The sequence below is a fragment of the Gemmatimonadota bacterium genome (assembly GCA_016713785.1).
Taxonomy (GTDB): Bacteria; Gemmatimonadota; Gemmatimonadetes; order Gemmatimonadales; family GWC2-71-9; genus JADJOM01.
The window spans coordinates 982,316-1,006,459 of the sequence record JADJOM010000003.1 but is presented as its reverse complement, the minus strand read 5'-3'; the positions used below and the strand labels follow the sequence as shown (position 1 = coordinate 1,006,459).

The 24,144-nt window shown below is 72.3% G+C and carries 24 protein-coding genes and 2 tRNA genes; 24 read left to right on the top strand and 2 right to left on the bottom strand.

The genetic code is table 11. The features are described from left to right. The first annotated feature begins 3 nt into the window (after window positions 1–3). The 11 genes from IPJ95_12490 to IPJ95_12440 all read left to right on the top strand — a co-directional run bounded on the left by IPJ95_12490 (window position 4) and on the right by IPJ95_12440 (window position 12,142). The gene (locus IPJ95_12490) at window positions 4–1,950 is read left to right on the top strand and encodes a TonB-dependent receptor (GenBank protein ID MBK7924425.1); all 1,947 of its coding nucleotides are present in this window, start codon (window positions 4–6) and stop codon (window positions 1,948–1,950) included. A gap of 76 nt (window positions 1,951–2,026) precedes the next feature. Continuing rightward, window positions 2,027–3,064, top strand: a complete 1,038-nt coding sequence (locus IPJ95_12485; protein ID MBK7924424.1) for a hypothetical protein — start codon at window positions 2,027–2,029, stop codon at window positions 3,062–3,064. A 24-nt stretch (window positions 3,065–3,088) separates the two neighbouring features. Further along, on the top strand, window positions 3,089–3,850 hold the full coding sequence (gene recO / locus IPJ95_12480) for a DNA repair protein RecO (GenBank protein MBK7924423.1): 762 nt from the start codon (window positions 3,089–3,091) through the stop codon (window positions 3,848–3,850). Further along, a complete protein-coding gene (gene selB / locus IPJ95_12475; GenBank protein ID MBK7924422.1) occupies window positions 3,847–5,691 on the top strand; it encodes a selenocysteine-specific translation elongation factor in 1,845 nt (614 codons plus the stop codon). Before recO ends, selB begins: the two co-directional genes overlap by 4 nt. A 144-nt stretch (window positions 5,692–5,835) precedes the next feature. Further along, complete coding sequence (locus tag IPJ95_12470; GenBank protein MBK7924421.1) at window positions 5,836–6,222, top strand: hypothetical protein; 387 nt, start codon at window positions 5,836–5,838, stop codon at window positions 6,220–6,222. 241 nt (window positions 6,223–6,463) lie between these two features. Then, window positions 6,464–9,058, top strand: a complete 2,595-nt coding sequence (clpB, locus tag IPJ95_12465) for an ATP-dependent chaperone ClpB (GenBank protein MBK7924420.1) — start codon at window positions 6,464–6,466, stop codon at window positions 9,056–9,058. 28 nt (window positions 9,059–9,086) lie between these two features. After that, window positions 9,087–9,560: a nucleoside deaminase gene (locus tag IPJ95_12460; protein MBK7924419.1), complete on the top strand. Its 474-nt coding sequence runs from the start codon at window positions 9,087–9,089 to the stop codon at window positions 9,558–9,560. A gap of 93 nt (window positions 9,561–9,653) precedes the next feature. Further along, window positions 9,654–10,295 (top strand): high-affinity nickel-transport family protein, encoded by a 642-nt coding sequence (locus IPJ95_12455; GenBank protein ID MBK7924418.1) that lies wholly within the window; start codon window positions 9,654–9,656, stop codon window positions 10,293–10,295. Between the two features lie 100 nt (window positions 10,296–10,395). After that, window positions 10,396–10,482, top strand: a tRNA-Ser gene (locus IPJ95_12450). 83 nt (window positions 10,483–10,565) lie between these two features. Then, complete coding sequence (locus IPJ95_12445) at window positions 10,566–11,588, top strand: ADP-ribosylglycohydrolase family protein (protein ID MBK7924417.1); 1,023 nt, start codon at window positions 10,566–10,568, stop codon at window positions 11,586–11,588. Between the two features lie 158 nt (window positions 11,589–11,746). Next, window positions 11,747–12,142 carry a response regulator gene (locus tag IPJ95_12440; GenBank protein MBK7924416.1) on the top strand — a complete coding sequence of 132 codons (396 nt, stop codon included), beginning with the start codon at window positions 11,747–11,749 and terminating at the stop codon, window positions 12,140–12,142. 87 nt (window positions 12,143–12,229) lie between these two features. Here IPJ95_12440 and IPJ95_12435 read toward each other — a convergent pair whose 3' ends face one another. Beyond that, on the bottom strand, window positions 12,230–13,135 hold the full coding sequence (locus IPJ95_12435; protein ID MBK7924415.1) for a hypothetical protein: 906 nt from the start codon (window positions 13,133–13,135) through the stop codon (window positions 12,230–12,232). A gap of 159 nt (window positions 13,136–13,294) precedes the next feature. On the opposite strand from IPJ95_12435, the gene IPJ95_12430 reads away from it, so the two are divergent. The 8 genes from IPJ95_12430 to IPJ95_12395 all read left to right on the top strand — a co-directional run bounded on the left by IPJ95_12430 (window position 13,295) and on the right by IPJ95_12395 (window position 19,678). After that, window positions 13,295–13,382 (top strand) — tRNA-Ser (locus IPJ95_12430). 15 nt (window positions 13,383–13,397) lie between these two features. Beyond that, window positions 13,398–14,450: a protein-methionine-sulfoxide reductase catalytic subunit MsrP gene (gene msrP / locus IPJ95_12425; GenBank protein MBK7924414.1), complete on the top strand. Its 1,053-nt coding sequence runs from the start codon at window positions 13,398–13,400 to the stop codon at window positions 14,448–14,450. A 16-nt stretch (window positions 14,451–14,466) separates the two neighbouring features. Beyond that, a complete protein-coding gene (locus IPJ95_12420; GenBank protein ID MBK7924413.1) occupies window positions 14,467–15,084 on the top strand; it encodes a sulfoxide reductase heme-binding subunit YedZ in 618 nt (205 codons plus the stop codon). A 52-nt stretch (window positions 15,085–15,136) separates the two neighbouring features. Then, window positions 15,137–15,679, top strand: a complete 543-nt coding sequence (pyrR, locus tag IPJ95_12415) for a bifunctional pyr operon transcriptional regulator/uracil phosphoribosyltransferase PyrR (GenBank protein ID MBK7924412.1) — start codon at window positions 15,137–15,139, stop codon at window positions 15,677–15,679. Continuing rightward, on the top strand, window positions 15,676–16,632 hold the full coding sequence (locus tag IPJ95_12410; GenBank protein MBK7924411.1) for an aspartate carbamoyltransferase catalytic subunit: 957 nt from the start codon (window positions 15,676–15,678) through the stop codon (window positions 16,630–16,632). The genes pyrR and IPJ95_12410 overlap by 4 nt, the downstream gene beginning before the upstream one ends. After that, a complete protein-coding gene (locus tag IPJ95_12405; GenBank protein ID MBK7924410.1) occupies window positions 16,632–17,921 on the top strand; it encodes a dihydroorotase in 1,290 nt (429 codons plus the stop codon). Before IPJ95_12410 ends, IPJ95_12405 begins: the two co-directional genes overlap by 1 nt. 37 nt (window positions 17,922–17,958) lie before the next feature. Beyond that, the gene (locus tag IPJ95_12400) at window positions 17,959–18,585 is read left to right on the top strand and encodes a class II aldolase/adducin family protein (GenBank protein ID MBK7924409.1); all 627 of its coding nucleotides are present in this window, start codon (window positions 17,959–17,961) and stop codon (window positions 18,583–18,585) included. Then, a complete protein-coding gene (locus IPJ95_12395; protein ID MBK7924408.1) occupies window positions 18,566–19,678 on the top strand; it encodes a hypothetical protein in 1,113 nt (370 codons plus the stop codon). Before IPJ95_12400 ends, IPJ95_12395 begins: the two co-directional genes overlap by 20 nt. An 80-nt stretch (window positions 19,679–19,758) precedes the next feature. Here the strand turns inward: IPJ95_12395 and rpsT are convergent, their stop codons facing one another. Beyond that, window positions 19,759–20,013 (bottom strand): 30S ribosomal protein S20, encoded by a 255-nt coding sequence (rpsT, locus tag IPJ95_12390; GenBank protein MBK7924407.1) that lies wholly within the window; start codon window positions 20,011–20,013, stop codon window positions 19,759–19,761. 138 nt (window positions 20,014–20,151) lie between these two features. On the opposite strand from rpsT, the gene IPJ95_12385 reads away from it, so the two are divergent. From IPJ95_12385 to IPJ95_12365, 5 genes are read left to right on the top strand one after another with little or no spacing between them, the layout of a single operon-like run. Next, on the top strand, window positions 20,152–20,859 hold the full coding sequence (locus IPJ95_12385) for a site-2 protease family protein (GenBank protein ID MBK7924406.1): 708 nt from the start codon (window positions 20,152–20,154) through the stop codon (window positions 20,857–20,859). Further along, window positions 20,856–21,701, top strand: coding sequence for a segregation/condensation protein A (locus tag IPJ95_12380; GenBank protein MBK7924405.1), 846 nt, complete (start codon window positions 20,856–20,858; stop codon window positions 21,699–21,701). Before IPJ95_12385 ends, IPJ95_12380 begins: the two co-directional genes overlap by 4 nt. Beyond that, window positions 21,698–22,282: an SMC-Scp complex subunit ScpB gene (gene scpB, locus IPJ95_12375; protein ID MBK7924404.1), complete on the top strand. Its 585-nt coding sequence runs from the start codon at window positions 21,698–21,700 to the stop codon at window positions 22,280–22,282. The genes IPJ95_12380 and scpB overlap by 4 nt, the downstream gene beginning before the upstream one ends. Beyond that, window positions 22,279–23,106, top strand: a complete 828-nt coding sequence (locus IPJ95_12370; GenBank protein MBK7924403.1) for an rRNA pseudouridine synthase — start codon at window positions 22,279–22,281, stop codon at window positions 23,104–23,106. Before scpB ends, IPJ95_12370 begins: the two co-directional genes overlap by 4 nt. Window positions 23,107–23,159: 53 nt before the next feature. Then, window positions 23,160–24,143, top strand: a complete 984-nt coding sequence (locus IPJ95_12365) for a MoxR family ATPase (protein ID MBK7924402.1) — start codon at window positions 23,160–23,162, stop codon at window positions 24,141–24,143. Window position 24,144 lies beyond the last annotated feature (1 nt).

Below are 24,144 nucleotides of genomic sequence, written 5' to 3'. Positions count from 1 at the left end.
GTCATGCGTTCCCCCATCCGTGCCCTTCTCGCCGCCGTCGTGGCGCTCGGCGCCCTCGCCGGCTCCCTCCGGGCCCAGGACGCCCGCGATACCGTGCGCCTCGAGGAGCTGGTCGTGACCGCCGACCGCTCGCCCACCCCGGCCGGCCGCGTGGTGGCCGCCACCACCGTGCTCACCGGCGAGCAGCTCCGTGAGGCGGGGATCTACTTCGTGGACCAGGCGCTGGCCCGCGTCCCGGGGGCGGCGGTGGTCCCCACAGGCTCCTATGGCGGGGTGTCCTCGGTCTTCCTGCGGGGCGGTGAGAGCGACTACACCAAGGTGCTCATCGACGGGGTGCCGGTGAACCAGGGCGGGGGCAGCTTCAACTTCGGGACGCTCAGCACCGACAACGTGGAGCGGATCGAGATCGTGCGCGGCCCGGCCTCGGTGCTCTACGGCTCTGACGCCGTGACCGGCGTGATCAACGTCATCACCCGCCACGGGCGCGGCGGCTTCCGGGCCGAGCTCGCCTCGCAGGCGGGGAGCCACGGCACCTGGCGCGGGGACGTGAGCGCGAGCGGGTCCACCCCGGAGGTCTCGTACTCGGCCGGCCTCTCGCGCTACCGCACCGACGGCCTCTACCGGTTCAACAGCGGCTTTGCCAGCACCGTCGGTTCCGCCGCGCTGAGCGTGCGGCCCGACGCGCGCACCGACGTGACCCTCACCGCCCGCACCGGCGACAACCGCCTCGGCTACGCGACCGACTTCACCGGCGCGGTCACCGACAGCAACCAGGCGGGCCGCCAGGATGCCACCACCCTCGGCCTGGAGCTCGGCCGCCGGTTCACCGACGCCGTCGAGGTACGGGTGCTGCTCGCCTCGCACGGGCAGACCGACCGCGCCGAGGACCTCCCCGACAGCCCGGGCGATTCCCTCGGGTTCTACTACCAGAGCCAGGCCCGCTCGCTGCGCCGCTCGGTCGATGCGCGCGGGATCGTCCAGCTGGCCGGCGGCGTCCGGCTGACGGCGGGCGCGCAGGCGGAGTTCGAGCGGCTGGAGGAGTTCTCCACCACCGGCGCGCCCTTCGAGGCTTCCCGGCGCAACGTGGGGAGCTACGCCCAGGCGGTGGTGGACCTCACCGCGCGGCTGCTGCTCAACGCCGGCCTGCGGGTGGATGACAACCAGAAGTTCGGCACCCACGCCACCTATCGGCTCGGTGCCATCTACGGCGTCGCCGGCCGCACGCGCCTCCGCGGCGCCATCGGCAGCGCGTTCAAGGAGCCATCGCTGCGGGAGAATTTCGCCCGGAGCGCCTTCGAGGTCGGCAACGCCCGCCTCGAGCCGGAGCAGAGCCGGAGCTGGGAGGTCGGCGTGGAGCAGGGCCTGGCCGGCGGCGCGCTCACCCTGGCGGTCAACTACTTCGACCAGCGCTTCCGCAACCTGATCCAGTACGACGGGGGCGCCGCGCCCGGGGCGCCCACCTACGCCAACGTGGCGCGGGCCACGGCCCGCGGCGTGGAGCTCACCGGCGATTTCCGCCCGACGCCGGACCTGGCGCTCACCGCCTCCTACACCCACCTCGCCACGCGGGTGGATGACCCCGGGTTCAGCAGCGGCGCCGGGGACGCCTTCGTGGATGGCAAGGCACTCATCCGCCGGCCGCGCCACAGCGCACGGCTCGATGGTCACGCCCGCGTGGCTGATCGCGTGGGCCTCGGGCTGGGCGTCACCTACCTCGGCGAGCGCGCCGACGTGGATTTCCGGCCCTTCCCGTCGGTGCGCACCCGGCTCCGCGGCGTGGTCACGCTCGACGCCGACGCGACCATCGACCTGCTGCGCGAGGCGGCCGGGCGGCCCGGCATCACGGCCACGCTCCGGGGCGAGAACCTGACCGATGCCCGCTACTCCACGGTGGTGGGCTTCCGGGCGCGCGGCCGCGCGGTCTTCGCCGGCCTCCGCGTGGGGATCTGAGCCTGCCGGGCCTCGGGCGGGGGGGCGGCCCGCGGGCGGGTCGCATCCCCGGTCCGAGGGTGGCATCTTTCCCGGCATGAGCCCCCGCCTTGCCCTCCTCCTCCTGGTGGCCGGACTGGCCTGCGCCGAGGCCTCCGCGCCGCTGCCCCCGCCGGAGGAGGCGCTGCTGGTGGTCAACCAGGCCCCCGCGGCCCTGACCCTGATTCCCACCGTGGCGCCGACCGCCGGTGTGACCATCCCGCTCGGCGCCGGCGCGGCGCCCTCCGGTGTCAGCGCGCTCAATGGGTGGGCGATCGTCCCCACCGGTACCGGCGATGCGGTCGCGGTGGTGGACCTCGTGGGCCGCACCGTGGTCCGGACGGTGCACCTCGCGGCCGGGAGCGGAGCCACCGGCAGCGCGATCGTTGATGACTCGATCGCCTACGTGGGGAACCCCGGCCTGCAGACGGTCACCCGCGTCAATTACCTCACCGGCGACACCGCGAGCGTGGCCGTGGGGCTGAGCCCGCAGGGCGTGGTGTTCACGCGGGGCAAGATCTTTGTGCTGAATGGCAACCTCGTCGGCGGGGTGCCCGCCGGTCCGAGCTGGGTCTCGGTGGTCGATCCGGTGACCAATCACCTGGCCACCGGGGTCGACTCCATCCTCATGCCCGGCCCGGGGAACGCCCGCGCCTCCGCCGTGGCGCAGGATGGCGTGCTCTACGTGATGAACACGGGGCCCGAGGATGGCGTCACCGCGGGCCGCCTGAGCCTGATCGATCCCGTGGGCCGGACCGAACTCGGCAGCTTCGGAGGCTTCGGCGCCGGCCCCGGGGGCGTGGCCACCGATGGCGCCGACCGGCTCTACGTCAGCTCCCCCGTTGAAGGGGTAATGGTCTTTGACCTCGTGGCGCGCCAGGTGCTGCGCGGGGCGGGCAACGGCGTCGGGATCCCCGGCAACAGCGCCGTGGCGGTGGACAGCGAAGACCGGGTGTACGCCGTCGAGCAGGGGCCCTGCGACGGCAGCACCGAGGGCAGCGTCCACATCCTGCGCCGCAACCTGAGCGAGATCCGGGAGGTTCCGGCGGGCTCCTGCGCCGTGGCAGCGCTCATCACCGAAATCCCGCCGCCGTAGGCCGGCGGCCGCGCGCCGCGCCCGATGCCGCTCATCTCCACCCCCGCGATCGTGCTCTCCACCCTGCGTTACGGAGAGACCTCCAAGATCGTCCGCCTCGCCACCCGGGAGCATGGCGTGCAGAGCGCCATCGCCAAGGGCGCCATGCGGCCCCGCAGCCGCTTCGGCGCGGCGCTGCAGGCGCTGAGCGGCGGCCAGGCGCAGCTGATCCTCTCGGAACGCCGCGACCTCCACACCCTGACGGCCTTTGACGTGGCCACCTTGCCCGTCCGGCTCGCCCGCGAGGTGCCACGCTACGCCACCGCCGCCGCGCTGGCGGAGCTGATGCTCCGCGTGGCCCCCCCGGAGCCGCACCCGGAGGCCTTCGACGCCCTCGCCGCCGCGCTGGCCCAGCTCGAGGAGGCCGGGACAGAGGGGTTTGCCGGCGTGGCGGTGCGGACCCTCTGGGGACAGGTGGCGGCCCTGGGCTTCGCGCCCTCGCTCGGGGCCTGTGTCCGCGACGGCCGACCACTCGAGCCGGAGGGGCCGCTCCTCTTCAGCGCCGGGGAGGGCGGGGCCCTGTGCCGGATCTGCGGCCGGAGCGGCGACGTCACCGAACTACCGGAGGAGGCGCGCCACGCCCTGGCGGCGCTGCTCGACCCCGGCGTCCCGATCCCCGACCTCGATCCCCGCCACGCGGCCGCCCATCGCCGTCTGGTCTCGCGCTACATCCGCTACCACCTGGCGGAAGGCGCCCCGCTGCCCGCGCTCGAGTTCTGGCTCAGCCAGGCCTGGGCCGGCCGATGATTCTCGGCACGGCCGGTCATATCGATCACGGCAAGTCGGCCCTGGTCGAGGCGCTAACCGGGCGGGCCATGGACCCCTTCGCCGAGGAGCGGCGGCGGGGGATCACCCTCGACCTGCACTTCGCCCCGCTGCCGCTGGACGATGGCGCCGTGCTCGGTGTGGTGGATGTGCCCGGGCACGAGGACCTGATCCGGACCATGGCAGCCGGCGCGGCCGGGATGGACCTCGCGCTGCTGGTCATCGCCGCCGACGAGGGGATCATGCCCCAGACGCGTGAGCACCTCGCGGTGCTGGAGCAGCTCGGGGTGCCGCGCGGGATCCCGGTGGTCACCAAGGCCGACCTGGTGGAGCCGGAGTGGCTGGAGCTGGTGCGGGAGGAGGTGGCGCGCTGGCTCGCCGGGAGTCCGGTCCGTTTCGGCCCGCCGGTGGCCGTCTCCGCACGGACGGCCGTCGGCATTGGCGAGCTGCGTGCCCGGATCGCCGTCACCGCGCGTGAATCCTCGCGACCGCGCGAGGCCGCGGATCTGGCCCGGCTCCCGGTGGACCGGGTGCTCACCCTCCAGGGCACCGGGACCGTGGTCACTGGAACCACCTGGTCGGGCGTGTTCCAGGTGGGCGACCTGGTCAAGTTGCTCCCCTCCGGGCTGGAGGGCCGGATCCGGAGTCTCGAGGCGCATGGCGCGGCCCTGATGGCCAGCCAGCCGGGGCAGCGGCTGGCGGTGGGGCTGGCGGGGATCGAGCGGGGCCAGGTTCATCGCGGCGAGGTCCTGGTGCGAGGGGAGGATGGCTGGCAGGCCACCGATGTGCTCGAGGCCGCCGTCCAGCTGCTGCCCACCGCGCCCCAGCCCCTGGGCCATCGGGCGCGGGTCAGGCTGCACCTGGGAACGGCAGAGGTCATGGCGCGAGTCCATGCGCGGCAGGCCCTGACCCCGGGCACGCCGGGCGTGGTGCGGCTGGCGCTCGAGGCACCGGTCGTGGCGCGGGGCGGTGATCGCTTCCTCCTTCGGAGCTTCAGTCCGGTCGAGGTCGTCGGCGGCGGCTGGGTGGTGGACCCGCTCCCGCGCCGGGGCCGGTCACTCTGGGACCCGGGGACCCCGGTGCACACCCCGGCGGAGCGCCTGCGGGCACTGGTGGTCCGCGAGCCCGGCGGGGTCAGGATCGGCGACCTGCCGATCCGCCTTGGCGTCCGGCCCGAGGAGGTCGAACCGCTGGCCGCTGACGCAGGCCTCCTCAGCGCCGACGGGGCCTTCGTCGCGGCGGGGCGCGTGGAGGAGGCGGCCACCGACGCGTTACGCCGGGTGACGGCCTTTCACAAACTGCACGCCGCCGAATCCGGGTTGCCGCTCGAGACGCTGCGGCAGGCGATGACCGGCTTTGGCGCGGCGGGCGTGGCGGCACTGGACCGGCTGCTGGCGCTGGGGCGTCTCGTCTCAGCCGGCGGCCTGGTGCGCGATGCCGAGTTCCGGGCCACGGCCGCGGGTGGGGACGCCGCGCTCGACCGGCTGGTCCGGGCGGTGGAGGCGGGCGGCCTTACCCCGCCGACCATCCCGGAACTCGAGGCGGCGCTGGGCCTCCGTGGCGCGGCGGATGCACTGCGGCTCGCCGCGCGGCAGGGGCGCGCGGTGCCGGTCGAGCGGGACCGCTACTTCGCGCCGGCGGTGCTGGCGGAGTTCGCGGTCACCCTGCGGACCATCGGCGCCGCCGGTCCCATCACGCCGCCCCTGGTGCGCGACGCCACCGGGCTGTCACGGAAGTTCCTGATCCCGCTGCTCGAGTGGGCGGACCAGCAGGGGATCACGCGGCGGGAGGGCGAGGCGCGCCGCCTGCTGCCGCCTCGCTGAACACCCGGGCAGGTGCGGTGCGCGGGATTGCGCCGCCCCCGGGCGCTGATGATCTTGCGGCACGATCCGTGGAGGTGCGACCGGCAGCCCTGTTTCATTGTGGAGGAGGCGCCCATGGCCTGGCAGTGCAGGCCGGGTTGGGCGTTGGCGCTCCTCACTGGCCTGGCCGCTCCCGCCTCCGCGCAGGAGCGGGCCCCGCCGCCGGTGGAGCTCCGCGAGAACTACCCCAACCCGTTCTTTCCGGCGACGACGATTCCGTTCACCCTCAACCCCGAACTCTGTGAGCGTGGCCATCAGCCCCTGGTCAGTCTGAAGATCTACAACGTGCTCGCGCAGGTCGTGGCCGTCCCGATCCTGCTCAGCTCCAACGGCGAGCGCCTCGATGGGCTCCGGCTCCGCTGCGGCGACCACGAGGGATACTGGGATGGGAAGTTCGTGGACCGCCGGCATGAACTCACGCCGGGCCTGTACTATGCCCACCTGGTGGTGGACGGCGAGCGGTACACGCTGAAGATGATCGCCCGCCGCTAGGCGGTCGGCACCGCAACCCATGAGGGACCTGCTCCGCGACGTGGCGGGGCAGGTCCCTCGTCCGTTCACCGTGGCAGGTCCGCACCCCATTCCCGCGCGTTTCCCCTGCCAACCCGGCAGCTTTCCGGGGCCTGCCGTTTGCTTTTCTCCCCGCCGGGTGCCAGAGTCACTTGCCTTGCCCGGACGCGGAGACCGCGCCCGGCGGGCTGTGCATTGCCGAGCCGAGGAGTACCGATCCATGATCCGCCCCGAACGCCTGACCCTGAAGGCCCAGGAGGCCTACCGCGACGCCACCGCCGACGCGTCGCGGCGCGGCAATCCGGTGGCGAACGACACCCACCTCTTCCACGCGCTGCTGGCGCAGGACGAGAGCGTGGTCCGGCCGCTGCTGCAGAAGGCCGGCATCAACGTCGCCACGCTGCAGCAGGAGGTCGAGCGCGAGCTGGCCCGGCTGCCGCGGCAGGAGGGTGGGGCGGAGCCCACCCTGGCCCGGGAGCTTCACAAGGTCTTCGATCGCGCCGAGGCGGAGGCGAAGGCGCTGGGCGACGCCTACGTCAGCACCGAGCACCTGCTGGTGGGCCTGGTCGACGAGAAGGGCACCACCGCCCGGCAGCTGCTCGGCGTCCACGAGGTGGGCGCGGACCAGCTCCGGGCGGCGCTCAAGGACGTGCGCGGCGCCCACCGGGTGACCGACGTCTCGCCCGAGAGCCAGTACCAGGCGCTGGAGCGCTTCACGCGCAACCTCACCGACCAGGCCCGCAACGGAAAGCTCGATCCCGTGATCGGGCGCGACGAGGAGGTGCGCCGGGTCATGCAGGTGCTCTCCCGCCGGACCAAGAACAACCCGGTGCTGATCGGTGAGCCCGGGGTGGGCAAGACCGCCATCGTCGAGGGGCTGGCGCAGCGCATCGTGCATGGGGACGTGCCCGAGTCGCTGCGGAACAAGCAGATCGTCGCGCTCGACATCGGCCTGCTGCTCGCGGGCGCCAAGTACCGGGGCGAGTTCGAGGAGCGGCTCAAGGCGGTGGTGAAGGAGCTGACCCAGGCCGAGGGCCGCTACATCGTCTTCATCGACGAGTTGCACACCCTGGTCGGGGCGGGCGCCGCGGAGGGGGCGGTTGACGCCAGCAACCTCCTCAAGCCGGCGCTGGCCCGGGGCGAGTTGCACGTGGTTGGCGCCACCACTCTCGATGAGTACCGCAAGCACGTGGAGAAGGACGCCGCCCTCGAGCGCCGCTTCCAACCGGTGCTGGTGGGCGAGCCGAGCGTCACCGACACCATCGCCATCCTGCGCGGTCTCAAGGAGAAGTACGAGGTACACCACGGCGTGCGGATCACTGACAACGCGCTGGTGGCCGCCGCCACCCTCTCGGACCGCTACATCGGCGACCGGTTCCTGCCCGACAAGGCCATCGACCTCGTGGACGAGGCCGCCAGCCGCCTGCGCATGGAGATCGACAGCCTGCCGCAGGAGATCGACGAGGTGGAGCGGCGCCTCCTGCAGCTCGAGATCGAGCGGCAGGCGCTGCTCAAGGAAAAGGACCGGGCGGGCGTGGAGCGCCGGACCGCGGTGGAGCAGGAGATCTCCCAGCTGCGCGAGAAGTCCAACTCGATGAAGGCGCAGTGGCAGGCGGAGAAGCTGGCGATCACGGAGATCCAGGGGCGGCGCCAGGAGGTGGAGAGCCTGCGGGGCGAGATGGACCAGGCCACCCGCCGGGGCGACCTCCAGAAGGCGGCCGAGCTCCAGTACGGCCGGATCCCCCAGCTGGAACAGGAACTCGCCGCGCGCGAGCAGCGCCTGGGCCAGATCCAGGCCACCGCCAAGTACCTCAAGGAGGAGGTCGGGTCGGAGGACATCGCCGAGGTGGTGGCCAAGTGGACCGGGATCCCGGTGACCAAGATGCTCGAGTCGGACCGCGAGCGGCTCACCCGGCTCGAGGCCGAGCTGGGGCGGCGGGTGGTCGGGCAGCGGCCGGCGGTGCAGGCGGTGGCCGACGCGGTGCGGCGCAGCCGGGCCGGCCTCTCCGACCCGAATCGCCCCACCGGGTCGTTCATCTTCCTGGGCCCCACCGGCGTGGGCAAGACCGAGACCGCGCGCGCCCTGGCCGAGTTCCTCTTCGATGACGAGCGCGCCATGGTGCGGCTCGACATGTCGGAGTACATGGAGAAGCACTCGGTGGCCCGCATGATCGGCGCGCCCCCGGGCTACGTGGGCTACGACGAGGGGGGCCAGCTCACCGAGGCGGTGCGCCGGCGGCCCTACAGCGTGGTGCTGTTCGACGAGATCGAGAAGGCGCACCCCGATGTCTTCAACGTGCTGCTGCAGATCCTCGATGACGGCCGCCTGACCGACAGCCAGGGACGGATGGTGGACTTCCGGAACACCGTCATCATCATGACGTCCAACATCGGCAGCCCGCTGATCCTCGAGGCGGGCGAGCAGGACCCGGCGGGCTGGGCGGCGGTGGAGGCGCAGGTGCGCGACCAGCTCCGGCTGCACTTCCGGCCCGAGTTCCTCAACCGGGTGGACGACATCATCGTCTTCCGGCAGCTGAGCCGGGCGGACATCGGCGCCATCATCGAGCTGCAGCTGGAGCGCCTGCGCCGCCAGCTCGCCGACAAGCGGCTGGCGCTCACGGTGGCGCCCGACGCACTCGCCCTGCTGGCCGCGGAAGGCTATGACCCGGCCTTCGGGGCCCGGCCCCTCAAGCGGGTGATCCAGCGGCGGCTCCAGAACGCCATTGCCCTGGAGCTGCTGGAGGGGCGCTACACGGAAGGGGATACCATCGCGGTGACCCGCGACGGGGATGGTCTCCGGTTCACCCGGGGCTCCTGAGACCGCCCGGGGCATGCTACTCTTGGGCATGCCCCCTCAGCTGACCCCCGACGACGATGCGGGGATGCAGGCCGCCCTCGCGGAAGCCCGGCTGGCCCAGGCCGACCATGAGGTCCCGGTCGGCGCGGTGATCATGCAGCAGGGTGCGGTGGTCGCCCGGGCGCACAACCGCGCCGTGGCCACGGGCGCCCCCATGGCCCACGCCGAGTTCCTGGCCATTGTCGAGGCGCTGGACCGGCTCGAGACCAACCGCCTCCCCGACGCCACGCTGTACGTGACCCTCGAACCCTGCGCCATGTGCGCCGGGGCGATCGTGCTCGCCAAGGTAGGGCGGGTGGTCTTCGGCGCATGGGATGACAAGGCCGGCATGGCTGGATCCCTCGGCGACCTGCTGCGCCATCCCCGGCTCAATCACCAGGCCGAGGTGCTCGGTGGGGTCCATGCCGAGGCCTGCGGGGAGCTGCTGCGGGAGTTCTTCCGGGGCCGGCGGGGCCCGGGGTAGGGGCGGGCCCCGCGCCCTATCCGCGGGGCAGCAGGGCCCCTACATTCGTCCGGGTACGGCATCTCCGTTCATGACGACCCCTGGCGGCGGGCCATGCTCAACCTCTTCCTGACGTTCCTCACCAGCCTGCTGCTTGGCATGCGGCACGCCACCGACCCCGACCATATCATCGCGGTCTCCACGATCGTGAGCCGCGAGCGCTCCGTGGGCAAGGCCGCGGGCATCGGTGCCGTCTGGGGCCTGGGGCACACGCTCACGATCTTCCTGGTGGGCGGCGCGATCATCCTCTTCCAGCTCGCCTTCACGCCACGGATGGGGCTCTCCATGGAGTTCACGGTCGCCGTGATGCTGGTGGTGCTCGGCGCGCTGAACCTCTGGCGTATCGGACCCGCTGCGCGCCCCATCCCGAGCCTTCCGCCGTTCATCGTCGGCGTCGTGCATGGGCTGGCCGGGTCCGCGGCCGCCACCCTGCTGATCCTGCCGCTGATCCGCGACGCGCGCTGGGCGGTCGCCTACCTGCTGGTCTTCGGGCTCGGGACCGTGGCCGGCATGACCCTGGTGACCTTCGCCATCGCGGCGCCCTCGGTGTACGCCGCCGAACGCCTCGGCGCCATCCAGCGGGGGGTCCGCGCCGTCTCGGGGGTGGTCAGCCTGACCTTCGGCCTCTATCTGGCCTGGAAGATCGGCTTCGTGGACGGGCTGTTCACCAGTCACCCCACCTGGACGCCGGGGTAGGGTGCCGGGCGCGCCCGGGTGCTTTGCCCGTTTCCCCTTGCTGGTTACTTTTCCCGCCCGCCGTACCCGGGGCGCTGGTGCCCTCCGGGGGGCGCGGCCTGGACAGGTGTCCGAGTGGCTGAAGGAGCCGGTCTCGAAAACCGGTAAACCCGCAAGGGTTTCGAGGGTTCGAATCCCTCCCTGTCCGTTCCAGTTCCGCATGTCGCCCGTGGGGGGCGGGCTCCGGCCCGCCCCCCGTTGGTTTCCGGTCCCGCCTGCCGATACTCGGGCATGGCTCAGGCACTCCTCATGACCCGACCCACCCTCGACCAGGTGACCGGCTCCCTGCTCGGCCTCGCCGTGGGCGACGCCGTGGGCGCCGTGGTCGAGGCGCACCCCCCGGACGATGCCCGTCGCTACGCGGAGACCATCCTGCGTCCGGGCCGGCTGCCGGAGCGCGGGCGCGAGGCGTTTCCCTTCGGGCAGGTGACCGACGACACCCAGCTGGCCCGGGAACTCCTGCTCAGCGTGGGAGTGGATGGCACGTTCGATCCGGCCCGCTTCGCCACCCGGCTGCTCAACCTCGTGGCCTCGGGGCGGTTCGTCGGCGGTGGCCCCGCCGCGCATGCTGCCGCGCGGCAGCTGGCCCTGGGCGTCCCCTGGCACGACGCGGGGGTCCCCGCACCGTATGCCGGGAACGGGGCGGCCATGCGCGCCGCGCCGCTGGGCCTCCTGTATGGGCACGACCGCCGCCTGCTGGCCCGGGTGGTCGCCGACCAGGCCCGCATCACCCACCAGGATCCCCGGGCGGCCGCGGGCGCGCTCGCCGTCGCCACGGCGGCGGCGCTCGCCTCCCTGCGTGAGCGGGTCGTCCCGGTGGAGTTCCTGGTCGAGATCAGCCGCGCCGTGGAGCCGATCGACGCCGGGACCGCCACCGTGGTATGGGACATGGCCACCTGGGCGCACCTTCCGCCGGACCAGGCGGCAGGGATGCTCCAGGAGCACGAACCGGAGGCCCGGGATGGCTGGCACGGGATCTCCTCGTTCGTGACCAGCAGCGTCTGCTGGAGCCTCTACGCGTTTCTCCAGGCCCCGGACGACTACTGGGAAGCGGTCTGCATCGCCATCCAGGTGGGCGGCGACACCGATACCCTTGGCGCGATGACTGGCGCGATCGCGGGTGGCCGGCTCGGGAGTGCTGCAATTCCGGCACGCTATCGCGAACGACTGACCGACCATGGCGCCTGGGGCGCCGGGGAGCTCGCGGCCCTCGCCGATCGCGTGGCCGGATACGTAACTCGGCCGGGTACCTGAGCCTGGCACCGGTGGGAGGCGCGCGGCTCCGGGTGTCCAGGGCGAGGGGCCGGGAGACTGGACTCAGGTTCTGCCGCCGGGTGACGATAGCCATGGGTGGAGGGTAGCCACGGGGTGGCTCCCGAGGCGGCAGGCTCGCTGGTCAGGTGCGCGGCCGGATGGTGGGCGCGGGATGGGGAGGGGTGGTGCGGATTCTGGTGGCGGACGACGATGAGCAGTACCGGGCGCTGATCCGGCGGACGCTGGAGCGCGCGGGGCATACGGTCGTCGCGGTGGCCGATGGGCTCGCCGTGATGGGCGCGATCGACGCGCCGGGGCTCGAGCTGGTCGTCCTCGACCTCATCATGCCGGGCAAGGAAGGGCTGGAGACGATCATGGAGGTCCGTCGCCTGCGGCCGGACCTGCGGGTGATCGCCATCTCCGGGGGCGGCCGCGGCCGCCCCGGCGACTACCTCAAGGCGGCCAGGCTCCTGGGTGCCGCCCAGACGCTCGAGAAGCCGTTTGCAGTGAAGGACCTGCTCGACGCGGTCGAACTGGTGGGCGGCGCGGCCTGAGGCCGTCGGCGCAGGGGAACGTGGCAGAGGCCGCCGGTCACCGACCGGCGGCCTCCTGTTGTGCCCCCCAAGGGACCGGTCCTGCGGCTACTGCAGGTTGCTCCGCAGCTTGGCGATGTCCAGCATGGGGATTCCGCCCTCCGTGGGCACCAGGATCACCAGGTTGTTCGAGCCCTTCATGTCGTGCAGCACCTCGAGGTACTGCTTGGTCAGGGCCTCGGCGGTGAGGGTCTGGTTGAGCAGCTTCTGCTGCTCGCTCTGCAACCGCGCCACCTCCACCCGGTGCCGCTCGGTCTGGATCTGCTGCTCCTGGGCGATCTTCCCGTTGATGGCCTGGACCACCTGGTCCGGGGGCTGCAGGTCGCGCAGGAAGAAGGCGGTGACCTCCGCGATCCGGAACGGCTCCCCGCCGGAGCGGGGCTGCGTGATCAGCGCGCTGTCCACCAGGGACTGCATGAACGAGGCGATCTCGGTGCGCTTGGAGATGTCATTGATCGAAAAGCGCACCATGCCGTCGCGCACCCCCTGGCGGATCGCGTTGTGGACGATCGAGTGGATCTGCTCCTCGGTGCCGATCTCGAGAAAGATCCGGGGCGCGTCCTGGGGGTTGATCTGCCAGCGGAGCCCGGCGTCGACCGCCATGCCCATCTGCTCGCTGGAGAGTGCCTCGATGGTTTCCGCCTCCATCCCCGCCTGGGGGAACTGCTCCTCGCGGGTGGAATAGCGCTCCACCGATGACCAGGGGGTCACCATGTGGATGCCCGGCAGCAGGGGGCGCTCGTCCACCGTGCCGAAGGCGTGCTTCACCCCGACCTGACCCGGATCCACGACCACCACCAGGGCGCCGAGAATGAACAGGAGGCCCACGGTGCTGAAGACCGCCGCGAAGACCCGCAGCAGCCCGGAGCTCTTGCCGCCGGCGGCGCTGGAGCGCGCGATCATCAGGAAGAACGACACCAGCAGGAGCACACCGCCAAAGACGAGCTTGCCCATGGGATCTCCGGAGTGGGGGAGGGAAGCGCGTGGAAACTACATGCGGCCGCCGGGCCCAGCGAGGGGGGAGGCGTGCCGCCCCGGCGCTTGACTTCACGCGCGGCGCGGGTAAGACTCCCCGCCCGCGCCCCGGGGAGAAGCGCCCCCGGCGCGCCCTCGGGACAGATGGCCGAGTGGTTTAAGGCGCACGCCTGGAGAGCGTGTATACCTCAAAAGGGTATCGAGGGTTCGAATCCCTCTCTGTCCGTCCCCCCTGGGGCCGATGGCGGTGCCGGATCCCCGGCTTCCCCCTGTCGGCCCCGCGGCGTTTCCCTCCCGAAGGAACCGGCGGTCGCCCCGCGGCGTATCTTCAGGAACCCTCAGGCCTGGAGTCCCTCCCGTGCTCATTCGCCGTGCCCCCGACCTCCGGGCCGCCGACGTCACCGACGAATCCCTGTACCAGAACCGCCGCGGCTTCCTGGCCGGGCTCGCCGCGGCCGGGGTGGCCCTCACCCTCGGCGAGCGCCGGGCCCTGGCCCAGGGGCTGGCCCGCGAAGGCGGGGCGGCGCTCCGGGGTGATGACGATCCGCTGACCCCCTTCGAGACCGTCACCACCTACAACAACTTCTACGAACTGGGGACCGGCAAGGACGACCCGGCGCGGAATGCCGGCACCCTCCGCCTGGCCCCGTGGAAGGTGCGGGTGGAGGGCGAGGTGGCGAAGCCGGGCGACTACGACCTCGAGGACCTGCTCCGGCCCCACCGCGCGGAGGAGCGCGTCTATCGGCATCGCTGCGTCGAGGCCTGGAGCATGGTGGTCCCCTGGCTGGGGGTGCCGCTCAAGGACGTCATCGCCCGGCTCGAGCCGACGGGCCGGGCCCGGTTCGTGGAGTTCACCACCCTCCTCGACCCGGTGCAGCTCCCGGGGCAGAAGAGCCGGTCGTTCCCCTGGCCGTACGTCGAGGGGCTCCGGCTGGACGAGGCGCGGCACCCGCTCACGCTCCTGGCCACCGGCCTCTACGGCAAGTCGCTGCTGGGCCAGAACGGTGCTCCGATCCGCCTGGTGGTGCCGTGGAAATACGGGTTCAAGGGCGGCAAGTCCATCGTGAAGATCCGGTTCACCACCAGCCAGCCGGCCAATACGTGGGCCGTGATTGCGCCGGACGAATACGGCTTCTACGCCAACGTGAATCCCGCGGTGGACCACCCCCGCTGGAGCCAGGCCCGCGAGCGGCGCCTGGGCGAGTACTTCAAGCGAAAGACCCTCCCCTTCAACGGCTACGCCGACCAGGTGGCCGGACTCTACGCGGGGATGGACCTGGCGAGGGACTACTGAGCCCGGGGCAGGGCCGGTGAACCGCGCCGCGCTGGTGCGCCACGCGCTGTGGCCCGTCGTCTTCGCCGCCGCCCTCGGGCCGGCGCTGTGGCTGGCCCGGGCGGCCTTCGGCGGCGGGACGCTGGGCGCCGACCCGGTCAAGACGCTCCAGGTCACCACCGGGCTCGCGGCGATCGTGCTGCTGCTGGCCACGCTCGCGATCACGCCGCTGCGCCGACTCACCGGCTGGAGCGAGCTGATCCGGCTGCGCCGGATGCTCGGCCTGTGGAGCTTCGCCTACGTCCTGCTGCACGCCGTGATCTACTTCGTCTTCGACCAGTCGCTCGATCCGGCCCTGATCTGGAGCGACACGGTGGAGCACCCCCGTATCGCGGTCGGCTTCGCCGCCTTCCTGCTGCTCATCCCCCTCGCGCTCACCTCCACGACCGCGATGATCCGGCGGCTGGGCCGCCGCTGGGGGCTGCTGCACCGGCTGGTGTACCCGGCGACGGTCCTCGGGTTGCTGCACTACCTGATGGTCCAGAAACTCGACTGGCGGGTCGGGACCTGGTATGTGGTCGCCTTCACGGTCCTGATGCTGCTCCGCCTGGTGCGGCCCCGCGCGGGCGTTCGCCCCCCCGTCGCGGCCGGCTGAGCGCGAGGCCCCAGTTCCCTCCACCGGTGGGAGTGGCTACCTTCCCGCCACCATGCCCTCCCGCTCGATTCTTCTCGACGACCGGGCAATCGCCCGGGCGCTCACCCGCATGGCCTCCGAAATCGTGGAACGCTGCCACGGCACCGCCGACGTGGTGCTGGTCGGCATCCAGCGCCGCGGCGTCGAACTCGCCCAGCGGCTGTCCCGGCTGGTCGAGGGACAGGAAGGCCGGCCGCTGCCCTGCGGCAAGCTCGACATCACCCTCTACCGCGACGACCTGCAGGCCATCGGGCCGCGCCCCGTCATCGGCGAGACCGACCTGCCGTTCGACCTCGATGGCCGCTCGGTGGTCATCGTCGACGACGTGCTCTACACCGGCCGGACCATCCGCGCCGCCATGGACGAGCTGGCCGACTTCGGGCGCCCGCGGCGGATCCTGCTCTGCGTCCTCCTCGACCGGGGTGGCCGGGAGCTGCCCATCCAGCCCGACGTGGTCGGGGTGCGGCAGGAGGTCGGTCCCGGCGACCGGGTGGACGTGCTGGTGCAGGAGCTGGATGGCCGCGACGCGGTGGAGCTGGTGAGGGCCGGCCGATGAGCGGACCCGGGCTGGGCAAGGACCTGATCGGGCTGGAGACCCTGAGCGCGGCGCAGATCCACCTGCTGCTCGACACGGCCGAGCGGTTCAAGGAAGTGAGCGAACGGCCCATCAAGAAGGTGCCGGCGCTGCGGGGCAAGACGATCGTCAACCTGTTCTTCGAGGCCTCCACCCGCACCCGGATCTCGTTCGAGTTCGCCGAGAAGCGGCTGTCGGCCGACACGGTGAACGTGGCCTCGAGCGGCAGCTCGGTGAGCAAGGGCGAGACCCTGGTGGACACCGCCCGCAACCTGGAGGCGATGCGGATCGACATGGTGGTGATCCGGCACCCGGCCTCGGGCTCCGCCGAATTCCTCGGCAACCGGATCCGCTCCAACGTGATTAACGCCGGCGACGGCAAGCACGAGCACCCGACCCAGGGGCTGCTCGACCTGCTGACCCTGCGCGACCGCTTCGGGAAGATCGAGGGCCTCAAGGTGGCGATCTGCGGCGACGTGACCCACAGCCGGGTGGCCCGCAGCAACATCTGGGGGCTCAAGAAGCTCGGCGCGGAGGTGGCCGTCTGCGGCCCCGCCAGCCTGGTGCCGCGCGACATCGCCGCGCTCGGGGTGGAGGTGATCACCCGGATCGAGGACGCCATCGCCTGGGCCGACGCGCTGAACGTGCTGCGGCTGCAGCTGGAGCGGATGACCAGCGGCTTCATCCCCTCGCTCCGGGAGTACAACCGGGTCTTCGGCATCACCTCGGAGCGGCTGGCCCGCGCCCCGAAGGAGCTGGTGATCATGCACCCCGGGCCCATGAACCGCGGGGTCGAGATCGACAGCGACGTGGCCGACGGGCCGCACAGCGTGATCCTGCCGCAGGTGACCAACGGCGTGGCCGTCCGCATGGCGGCGCTCTATCTCCTCGCCGGCGGCTCGCCCGACTGGCAGGGCCAGGGAGGCAGTGAGTGATGCGTCCGATCCTCATCCGCGGCGGCCGGGTCATCGATCCCTCGCGCCGCAGCGACGGCGTGGCCGACGTGTACCTGGTGGACGGCAGGGTCGCGGCGGTCGGGCGCAACATCACCGGCGAGGATGGCTGCCAGGTGATCGAGGCGAAGGGCCGGGTGGTCACCCCGGGCCTGATCGACCTGCACGTGCACCTGCGCGAGCCCGGGTTCGAGCACGTCGAAACGGTGGCCACCGGCGCCATGGCCGCGGCGGCCGGCGGTTTCACGGCGGTCTGCGCCATGCCGAACACCGACCCGCCGCTCGACAACCAGGGCGCGGTGGGCTTCGTGATCAGCCAGGCCCAGAAGGCCGGGAAGGCCCGGGTGTATCCGGTCGGCACCATCTCCCTCGGGCAGAAGGGCGAGACCCTCTCCGAGTTCGGCGAGCTGCTCTCGGCCGGCGCGGTGGCGGTGAGCGACGATGGCAAGCCGATCATGTCGAGCCACCTGATGCGCACCGCGCTGGAATACGCCAAGACCTTCGGGATCCCCGTGGCCGATCACTGCGAGGAGATCACCCTCGCCCACGGCGGCGCCATGCACGAGGGGATCGTCGCCACCCGGCTCGGCCTCAAGGGGATCCCGGCGGCGGCCGAGGAGATCCACGTGGCCCGCGACTGCATCCTGTCCGAGCTCACCGGCGGCCATATCCACCTCTGCCACATGAGCACCCGGGGCTCGGTGGAGCTCATCCGCCGGGCCAAGGCCAAGGGGCTCAAGGTCACCGCGGAGGTGACCCCGCACCACTTCACGCTCAACCACGAGTCGTGCGAGGGGTACAACACCAACGCCAAGATGAACCCGCCCCTCCGCGAGCCCGAGGATGTCGAGGCGCTGCGGGAGGCGCTCAAGGACGGCACGGTCGACGTGATCGCCACCGATCACGCGCCGCACCACTACGACGCCAAGGAGCGCGAGTTTGATGATGCCCCCAACGGCATCCTCGGCCTGGAGACCGCCTTCGGCCTGGCGGTGACCGAGCTGGTGAAGCCCGGGCTGATCCCGCTCCCCGACCTCCTCTTCCGGATGAGCACGCGGGCCGCCCAGATCTACAACCTTCCCGGCGGTACCCTCGCCATCGGCGCCCCCGCCGACGTCGCGATCCTCGACCCGGACGCTGCCTGGACGGTGGATCCGGCCCGCTTCTACTCCAAGAGCCGGAACACCCCGTTCGGGGGCCGGCAGCTCCAGGGCCGCTGCGATCTCACGATCGTCCGGGGGAGGGTGGTCTACGACCGCTCCACCGAGTAGTCCGCAGCCGCCCAGCCTCGCCGAGGCTGGTGAGGCGATCATCCGGGTGTGCCGGCGGCTGTGGGAGGCGCGGCTGATCGCGGGGGCCGACGGCAACGTCTCGGTCCGGGTGGGTCCCGACGCCCTGCTGGTGACCCCCCGGGGGCTGCTCAAGGGGGAGCTGACCGCCCAGGATCTGGTCCGGGTCTCCCTGGCCGGCGCCCCCCTGGGCGGCTTTCGTAAGGCCACGAGCGAATTAGATTTGCACCTGCGTATCTATCAGGCCAGGCCGGATGTCGGCGCGGTGGTGCACGCGCACCCCCCCACCGCCACCGGGTTCGCCGTGGCGGGCGAGGGGCTGCCGGCGACGGTGCTCCCGGAGCTGACGGTCCTCTTTGGTGAGGTGCCGCTGGTGCCGTACGCGCTGCCGGGGACGCCGGCGGTGGGCGCGGCGATGGCCCCGTTCCTCGCACGAAACGAGGGCGTGCTGCTGGCCAACCACGGCGCCGTGACCTGGGGCGCCGACCTGATGTCGGCACAGATTCGCATGGAAAGCCTGGAACACGCGGCGCGGATCATCCTCGCCGCGCGGACCATCGGACGGGTAGTGCACCTGACCCCTGAGCAAGTCCACGAGTTGGCACGGCCACGAGGGATGTCCGGACATGACCAAGCCGAGCCCTGAGGGCGGGACCTCGATCGAGAAGCTGCTGGAGGACCGGGCCCAGTTCGTCAGCTGGCTCACCCGGCTCAACTCCAGCTCGGGCGCGCCGTCCCCGGTGCCCGAGGCGGTGCGGGGCCGGGTGCGCGCCGACTACGAGCGGCGGCTGGAGGCGGTCCTCGCGGAGCTGCGCAGCCACACCAGCGCGCTCGAGGACCAGGTGTCCGGCCTGCAGGCCCGCGCCGGCGAGCTCGCCAGCCGGGAGGGCGAGCACAAGGAGCACCTCTCCGAGGCCGAGATTCGCCACATGGTGGGCGAGTACGACGACTCCAAGTGGGACGGCATCCGCACCGAGCTGCTCAAGGTCCTGGCGCACGTCCACGATGAACTGTCCCAGACCCACGCGGAGATCGACCGGCTGAACGAGGTGCTGGGGACGATCCGGAGCCCGGTGGCGGCCGCCCCGGCCGAGCCGGAACCGGAACCGATTCCCGAGCCACCGGCCCCCCCGCCACCGGCGCCGACGATCGCCTCGGGGCCGCGCCCCGCGGTCACGACCTCAGGCTCCCGTGCCGCGCTGCCACCCGAACCCATGGCCCCGCCGCCGGCTCCCGCGCCCCCGCCGCCGGTGGTGGAGCCGATCCGTCCGGCGGCGACGGCGCCGGCCCCGGCCAGCGCCGAGATCCCCTTCCGCCCGGCCCCCCCGCGGCCGCAGCCCAAGCCGCCCGCGCCGCCGGCGGCGCCGGTCAAGAAGGACGATCAGCCGAGCCGGACGCTGTGGTTCCCCAGTGGCAAGCCGGCCGAGACCGGTGGGGGCGGTGGGAAGCTGGATGAGCTGGCCTTCCTCAAGTCGGTGACCGGCAACGAGGCCCCGGCGGCGCCTCCGACGCCCGCGCCGCTGCCGGCCCGCGGCCGTGCCAGCGGCGGGTTCACCCGGGCACCGGAGCCGGTGGCACCCGAACCGCCGCCCGAGCCCAAGGCCCCCGCCGTCGACGCGGCCAAGGACCGGTCGAGCGGCAACGGCCAGAAGACCCTCAAGTGCGGGGAGTGCGGCACGCTCAACCGCCCCACGGAGTGGTACTGCGAGCGGTGTGGCGCGGAGCTGGCCGCGCTGTAGGCGGCCCCGGGATGGGTGGCAACGAGAACGGGCGGAGATCCCCTGGGGGAACTCCGCCCGTGGCGCTTCGGAGGGCGAGCTTACTTCTTGGCGGCGGCGAGCTTGGCCAGCCGGCTCTTGGTTCGGTTGGCGGCGTTCTTGTGCACCAGGTTCTTGCGGCCGGCGCGGTCGAGGAGCTTGGCGGCCTCCACGAACGCATCCTTGGCTTCGGCCCCGTTGGCGGCGGTCCGGACCTTCTTGATGGCGGTGCGCAGCTGGCTGCGACGGGTGCGGTTGCGCTCGTTCGCAGCGATGGACTTCCGCAGCGCCTTCTTGGCGGACTTGATACGGGGCACGGACAACCTCGCGTTCGGTTCCGGACAGCCAGCCCGGGTGGGCCGGCGGGAAGCCGACAACCTAGGCAGGCGGAGGCGCAAGGTCAAGCGGGGGGCGGGTTTTCCGGGCTTGGGGGGCGGGTTAGATTGGGCCTCCCGATGCCAGATCTCCGTGAGTTCGTCCTCATCGCGCCCATCCTGCTGTTCTCGTTCGTGGCGCACGAATATGCCCATGCGCGCACCGCGCTGTGGCAGGGGGACGATACCGCCTATCTGCTCGGCCGGGTGACCCTCAACCCGCTGCCCCACATCGATCCCTGGATGACCATCCTGCTGCCCGCGCTGCTGTGGGTGGTCTCGAGCGCCGCCGGGATGCCCTTCACATTTGGCGGGGCCAAGCCGGTCCCGGTCGTCCCGCGCAAGTACCGCAAGTACGTCCAGGGGGACCTCCTCGTCTCCTCCGCCGGGGTCATCACCAACTTCCTGCTGGCGCTGCTCTGCGCCGCGCTGTTCGTGGGCCTGGCGCCGCTCGCCGGCCTGGCGCCGGGGATGGCGGAGGGGTTCGCGCTGCTGCAGCGCATGATGATGTGGGGCATCTGGCTCAACCTGGTGCTCTGTTTCTTCAACCTGATGCCCATCCCGCCACTCGATGGCTCCCATCTGCTCTACCATGCGCTCCCCCCCGCGTGGGGCGCCCGGTACCGGGCCCTGGGGCAGTTCGGGTTCCTGCCGCTCATGGCGGTGCTGATGTTCCTGCGCCCGCTGACCAACCTGTTCCTGGCGCCGGCCTATTGGGGCTTCAGCCGTCTCTACGGGCTGGTGGCGGCCTACGGCATCGGCGACACCTGGAAGCCGTTCGGCGCATGACCCACCCCGACGCCCCCACCGCCGCGCTGGGCGCCGAGCCGGCGTTCGTGGTGCAGCTCGACGCCTTCAACGGCCCGCTCGACCTGCTGCTGCACCTGCTCCGCGAGGAGCAGATCGACATCGCCGACATCCCGATCGCGCGGATCGCCGACCAGTTCCTGCACGCAATCCAGCACCTCGGGCTCAACCAGGCGGCCGACTACCTCGAGATGGCGGGCCGGCTGCTGCGGCTCAAGGCCCAGATGCTGCTCCCCCGCCGGGACGGGGAGGAGGGGTGGGAGGATCCGCGCCACGAGCTGGTCCGCCGCCTGCTCGAGTACCAGCTCATCAAGGAGGTGGCCGGGTGGCTGGAGCGTGCCGCCGACCGCCGCGCCGACCACCATCCGCGTGGCTACCTGCCGGCCCCGCCCGACCTGCCCCCGCCGCCGCTCACCCTGGACCTGGTGGAGCTGCTGCGTGCCGTGGAGAAGGTGGTCAGCGAGATTCCCTCGCCGGTGCTGCACCGCGTGGTGCCGCGGCCCCTCGATACCGAGGGAGCCACGCGGCGGCTGGAGGCGCTGCTGGAGGAGCGGGAGGAGTTCTCCTGGCTCGAGGCCCTGGGTCCGCGGCCCACCATCGTGGACCTGCTGTCGACCCTGCTGGCGCTGCTGGAGCTGGCCAAGCGGGGCCGCATCCTGATCACCCAGGCCGAGGTGTTCACCTCGTTCCTGATCCGGCGCCGCACGCCGGAGCCGGAGCCGGAGATTGCGCCGCGCGCCGGGGCCGCCCCGGGACCCACGGGTGCCGCTCCCCTCAGCGCGGAATCACCGGCGGTCCCCGCCGCGGAGGAACCTGCCCCATGATGCCCCTGACCCAGCTGGTGGAGGCCGCGCTCTTTGCCGCCAACCGCCCGATCACCATCGAGGAGCTGCAGACTCTCGAGGCCGAGGCGTCGCTGGCCGACGTGCGGACGGCGCTGGACGAGCTGCGGGAGCACTACGACTTCGACGGGCACGCCGTCGAGGTGGTCGAGCTGGCCGGCGGGTACCAGATCCTGACCCGTCGCGCCTTCGCCGAGGCCATCGAGCGGGCGCAGATCGCGGTGCGCACCCCGCGGCTCACCGCCGCCGCGATGGAGACGCTCGCGGTCATCGCCTACCGCCAGCCGGTGGGGCGGGCGGAGATCGAGGAGATCCGGGGGGTGTCGGCCGGGGGCGTGCTGCGCAGCCTGCAGGAGCGCGGACTGATCGAGGTGGTGGGACGCAGCGAGGCGATGGGCCGCCCGCTGCTGTATGGCACCACGCCGCTGCTGCTCGAACTCCTCGGGCTCCGCGACCTGGGCGAGCTGCCGCGCACCGACGAGTTCGCCGTGGCGCTGCAGCCGCACAAACCCGAACAGGCGGACTCGGCCGAAGCGGCCGCGTCGGTCCCGGCGGAATCATGAGCGAGATGCGGCTGCAGCGGGCGCTGGCCCGCGCGGGGATCGCGAGCCGGCGGGCCGCGGAGGAGCTGATCGAGACCGGCAAGGTGCGGGTCGACGGCGCGGTGGCCACCCTCGGCATGAAGGTGGATCCGGACCGGCAGAAGATCACCGTCGGCGGGAAGGCGATCCCACGGCTGGAGCGGCGCTGGCTCGCCTTCCACAAGCCGATGGGGGTCGTCACCACAGCGAGCGACGAGGAAGGCCGCCGCACGGTGTTCGACTTCGTGAAGGACCCACGCGGGCTCACCTACGTGGGCCGGCTCGACGTCAACACCACCGGCCTGCTGCTGCTCACCACCGACGGCGAGGCGGTGCATCGCCTGACGCACCCGAGCTCCCGGATCCCGCGCAGCTACACGGCGCTCGTGCACGGGCTGGACCTCGCCGCGATCGAGGCCGCGATCAAGCGCCGGGTGGCGGTCGACGGCAAGCCCGTGGTGCCGACGGCGGTGCGGGTGCGGCCGGGGCGCGACGGCCGCGCCATCCTCGACGTGACGCTCACCGAGGGCCGCAACCGGATCGTGCGCCGCTGGTGCGAGGAGATGGGACTCAAGGTGGAACGGCTGGCCCGCCTGGCGTACGGCCCCATCCGCCTGGGCGAGCTCGCGGTGGGCCAGACCCGGCCGCTGACCCCCGCTGAGGAGGACAAGATCTACGCGATCCTCGGCCGCGCCGCCGACGCCCGCGCCAAGGCGGCCACGCCCGCCAAGCCCGCCAGGCCCCGCGGGCGCCCGGCGCCGCGGGCGCCGGGTGAGGCGCGTCACACCCCGCGGCGACGGGGCTGACAACGCGCGGAGGCGCGACTATCCTCCCACATCCTTCAACCCCGCCCCCTGCCATGACTGCACGACCCTCCGCTTCCTCCCGCACGGTCGACGCGGGGCCCATCCAGCAGGTCGTGAACGAGGTCGGCCGCCGGATCGTGGGGCAGGAAGTCATGGTCGAGCGGCTGCTGGTCGGCCTGCTGACCGGCGGTCACATCCTGCTCGAGGGCGTGCCGGGCCTCGCCAAGACGCTGGCCGTCAAGACGCTCGCCGAGGTGGTCGAGGCCAGCTTCTCCCGCATCCAGTTCACCCCCGACCTGCTCCCCGCCGACGTGATCGGCACCATGGTGTTCGACCCGAAGAGCCAGGAGTTCCGGGTCAAGCACGGGCCGATCTTCGCGCAGATCATCCTCGCCGACGAGATCAACCGGGCCCCAGCCAAGGTGCAGGCGGCGCTGCTCGAGGCCATGCAGGAGCACCAGGTGACGATCGGCGGCACCAGCTTCCGCCTGGAGGAGCCGTTCCTGGTGCTGGCCACCCAGAACCCGATCGAGAACGAGGGGACCTATCCGCTCCCCGAGGCGCAGCTCGACCGGTTCATGCTCAAGGTGCGGGTCGGGTATCCCACGCGCGACCAGGAAAAGGAAGTGCTGCTCCGCCGCAGCGGGGGTGAGGAGGCGGCGGTGCGCCAGCTGCTCGACCCGGCGATGATCCTCGCCCTGCGCGAGACGATCAGCGCCACGTTCATGGACCAGAAGGTGGTGGACTACATCGTGGACCTGGTGCGCGCCACCCGCGACCCGTCGGTGGTCGGGCTGGCCAACCTGCGGCCGCTGGTGGCCTTCGGCGCCTCGCCCCGGGCGTCGATCGCGCTGGCGCAGGCGGCCCGGGCGCACGCCTTCCTGCGGGGCCGCGGGTACGTGATCCCCGAGGATGTCCGCGCCCTCGCCCTCGACGTGCTGCGGCACCGGGTGCTGCTCACCTTCGAGGCCGAGGCGGAGGAGATCGACGCCGACCAGGTCGTCACCCGCATCCTCGACGCGGTGCCGGTCCCGTAGG

Excerpts from the sequence above, each read along its gene's own strand:
- msrP (MBK7924414.1), top strand. The coding sequence starts at position 13,398 with ATGGCGGTGCCGGATCCCCGGCTTCCCCCTGTCGGCCCCGCGGCGTTT.
- IPJ95_12435 (MBK7924415.1), bottom strand. The coding sequence starts at position 13,135 with ATGGGCAAGCTCGTCTTTGGCGGTGTGCTCCTGCTGGTGTCGTTCTTC.
- IPJ95_12485 (MBK7924424.1), top strand. The coding sequence starts at position 2,027 with ATGAGCCCCCGCCTTGCCCTCCTCCTCCTGGTGGCCGGACTGGCCTGC.
- IPJ95_12385 (MBK7924406.1), top strand. The coding sequence starts at position 20,152 with ATGCCAGATCTCCGTGAGTTCGTCCTCATCGCGCCCATCCTGCTGTTC.
- selB (MBK7924422.1), top strand. The coding sequence starts at position 3,847 with ATGATTCTCGGCACGGCCGGTCATATCGATCACGGCAAGTCGGCCCTG.
- scpB (MBK7924404.1), top strand. The coding sequence starts at position 21,698 with ATGATGCCCCTGACCCAGCTGGTGGAGGCCGCGCTCTTTGCCGCCAAC.
- IPJ95_12405 (MBK7924410.1), top strand. The coding sequence starts at position 16,632 with ATGCGTCCGATCCTCATCCGCGGCGGCCGGGTCATCGATCCCTCGCGC.
- IPJ95_12455 (MBK7924418.1), top strand. The coding sequence starts at position 9,654 with ATGCTCAACCTCTTCCTGACGTTCCTCACCAGCCTGCTGCTTGGCATG.
- IPJ95_12460 (MBK7924419.1), top strand. The coding sequence starts at position 9,087 with ATGCCCCCTCAGCTGACCCCCGACGACGATGCGGGGATGCAGGCCGCC.
- IPJ95_12380 (MBK7924405.1), top strand. The coding sequence starts at position 20,856 with ATGACCCACCCCGACGCCCCCACCGCCGCGCTGGGCGCCGAGCCGGCG.
- IPJ95_12440 (MBK7924416.1), top strand. The coding sequence starts at position 11,747 with ATGGTGGGCGCGGGATGGGGAGGGGTGGTGCGGATTCTGGTGGCGGAC.
- pyrR (MBK7924412.1), top strand. The coding sequence starts at position 15,137 with ATGCCCTCCCGCTCGATTCTTCTCGACGACCGGGCAATCGCCCGGGCG.
- IPJ95_12365 (MBK7924402.1), top strand. The coding sequence starts at position 23,160 with ATGACTGCACGACCCTCCGCTTCCTCCCGCACGGTCGACGCGGGGCCC.
- IPJ95_12395 (MBK7924408.1), top strand. The coding sequence starts at position 18,566 with ATGACCAAGCCGAGCCCTGAGGGCGGGACCTCGATCGAGAAGCTGCTG.
- IPJ95_12490 (MBK7924425.1), top strand. The coding sequence starts at position 4 with ATGCGTTCCCCCATCCGTGCCCTTCTCGCCGCCGTCGTGGCGCTCGGC.
- recO (MBK7924423.1), top strand. The coding sequence starts at position 3,089 with ATGCCGCTCATCTCCACCCCCGCGATCGTGCTCTCCACCCTGCGTTAC.
- IPJ95_12410 (MBK7924411.1), top strand. The coding sequence starts at position 15,676 with ATGAGCGGACCCGGGCTGGGCAAGGACCTGATCGGGCTGGAGACCCTG.
- IPJ95_12445 (MBK7924417.1), top strand. The coding sequence starts at position 10,566 with ATGGCTCAGGCACTCCTCATGACCCGACCCACCCTCGACCAGGTGACC.
- IPJ95_12370 (MBK7924403.1), top strand. The coding sequence starts at position 22,279 with ATGAGCGAGATGCGGCTGCAGCGGGCGCTGGCCCGCGCGGGGATCGCG.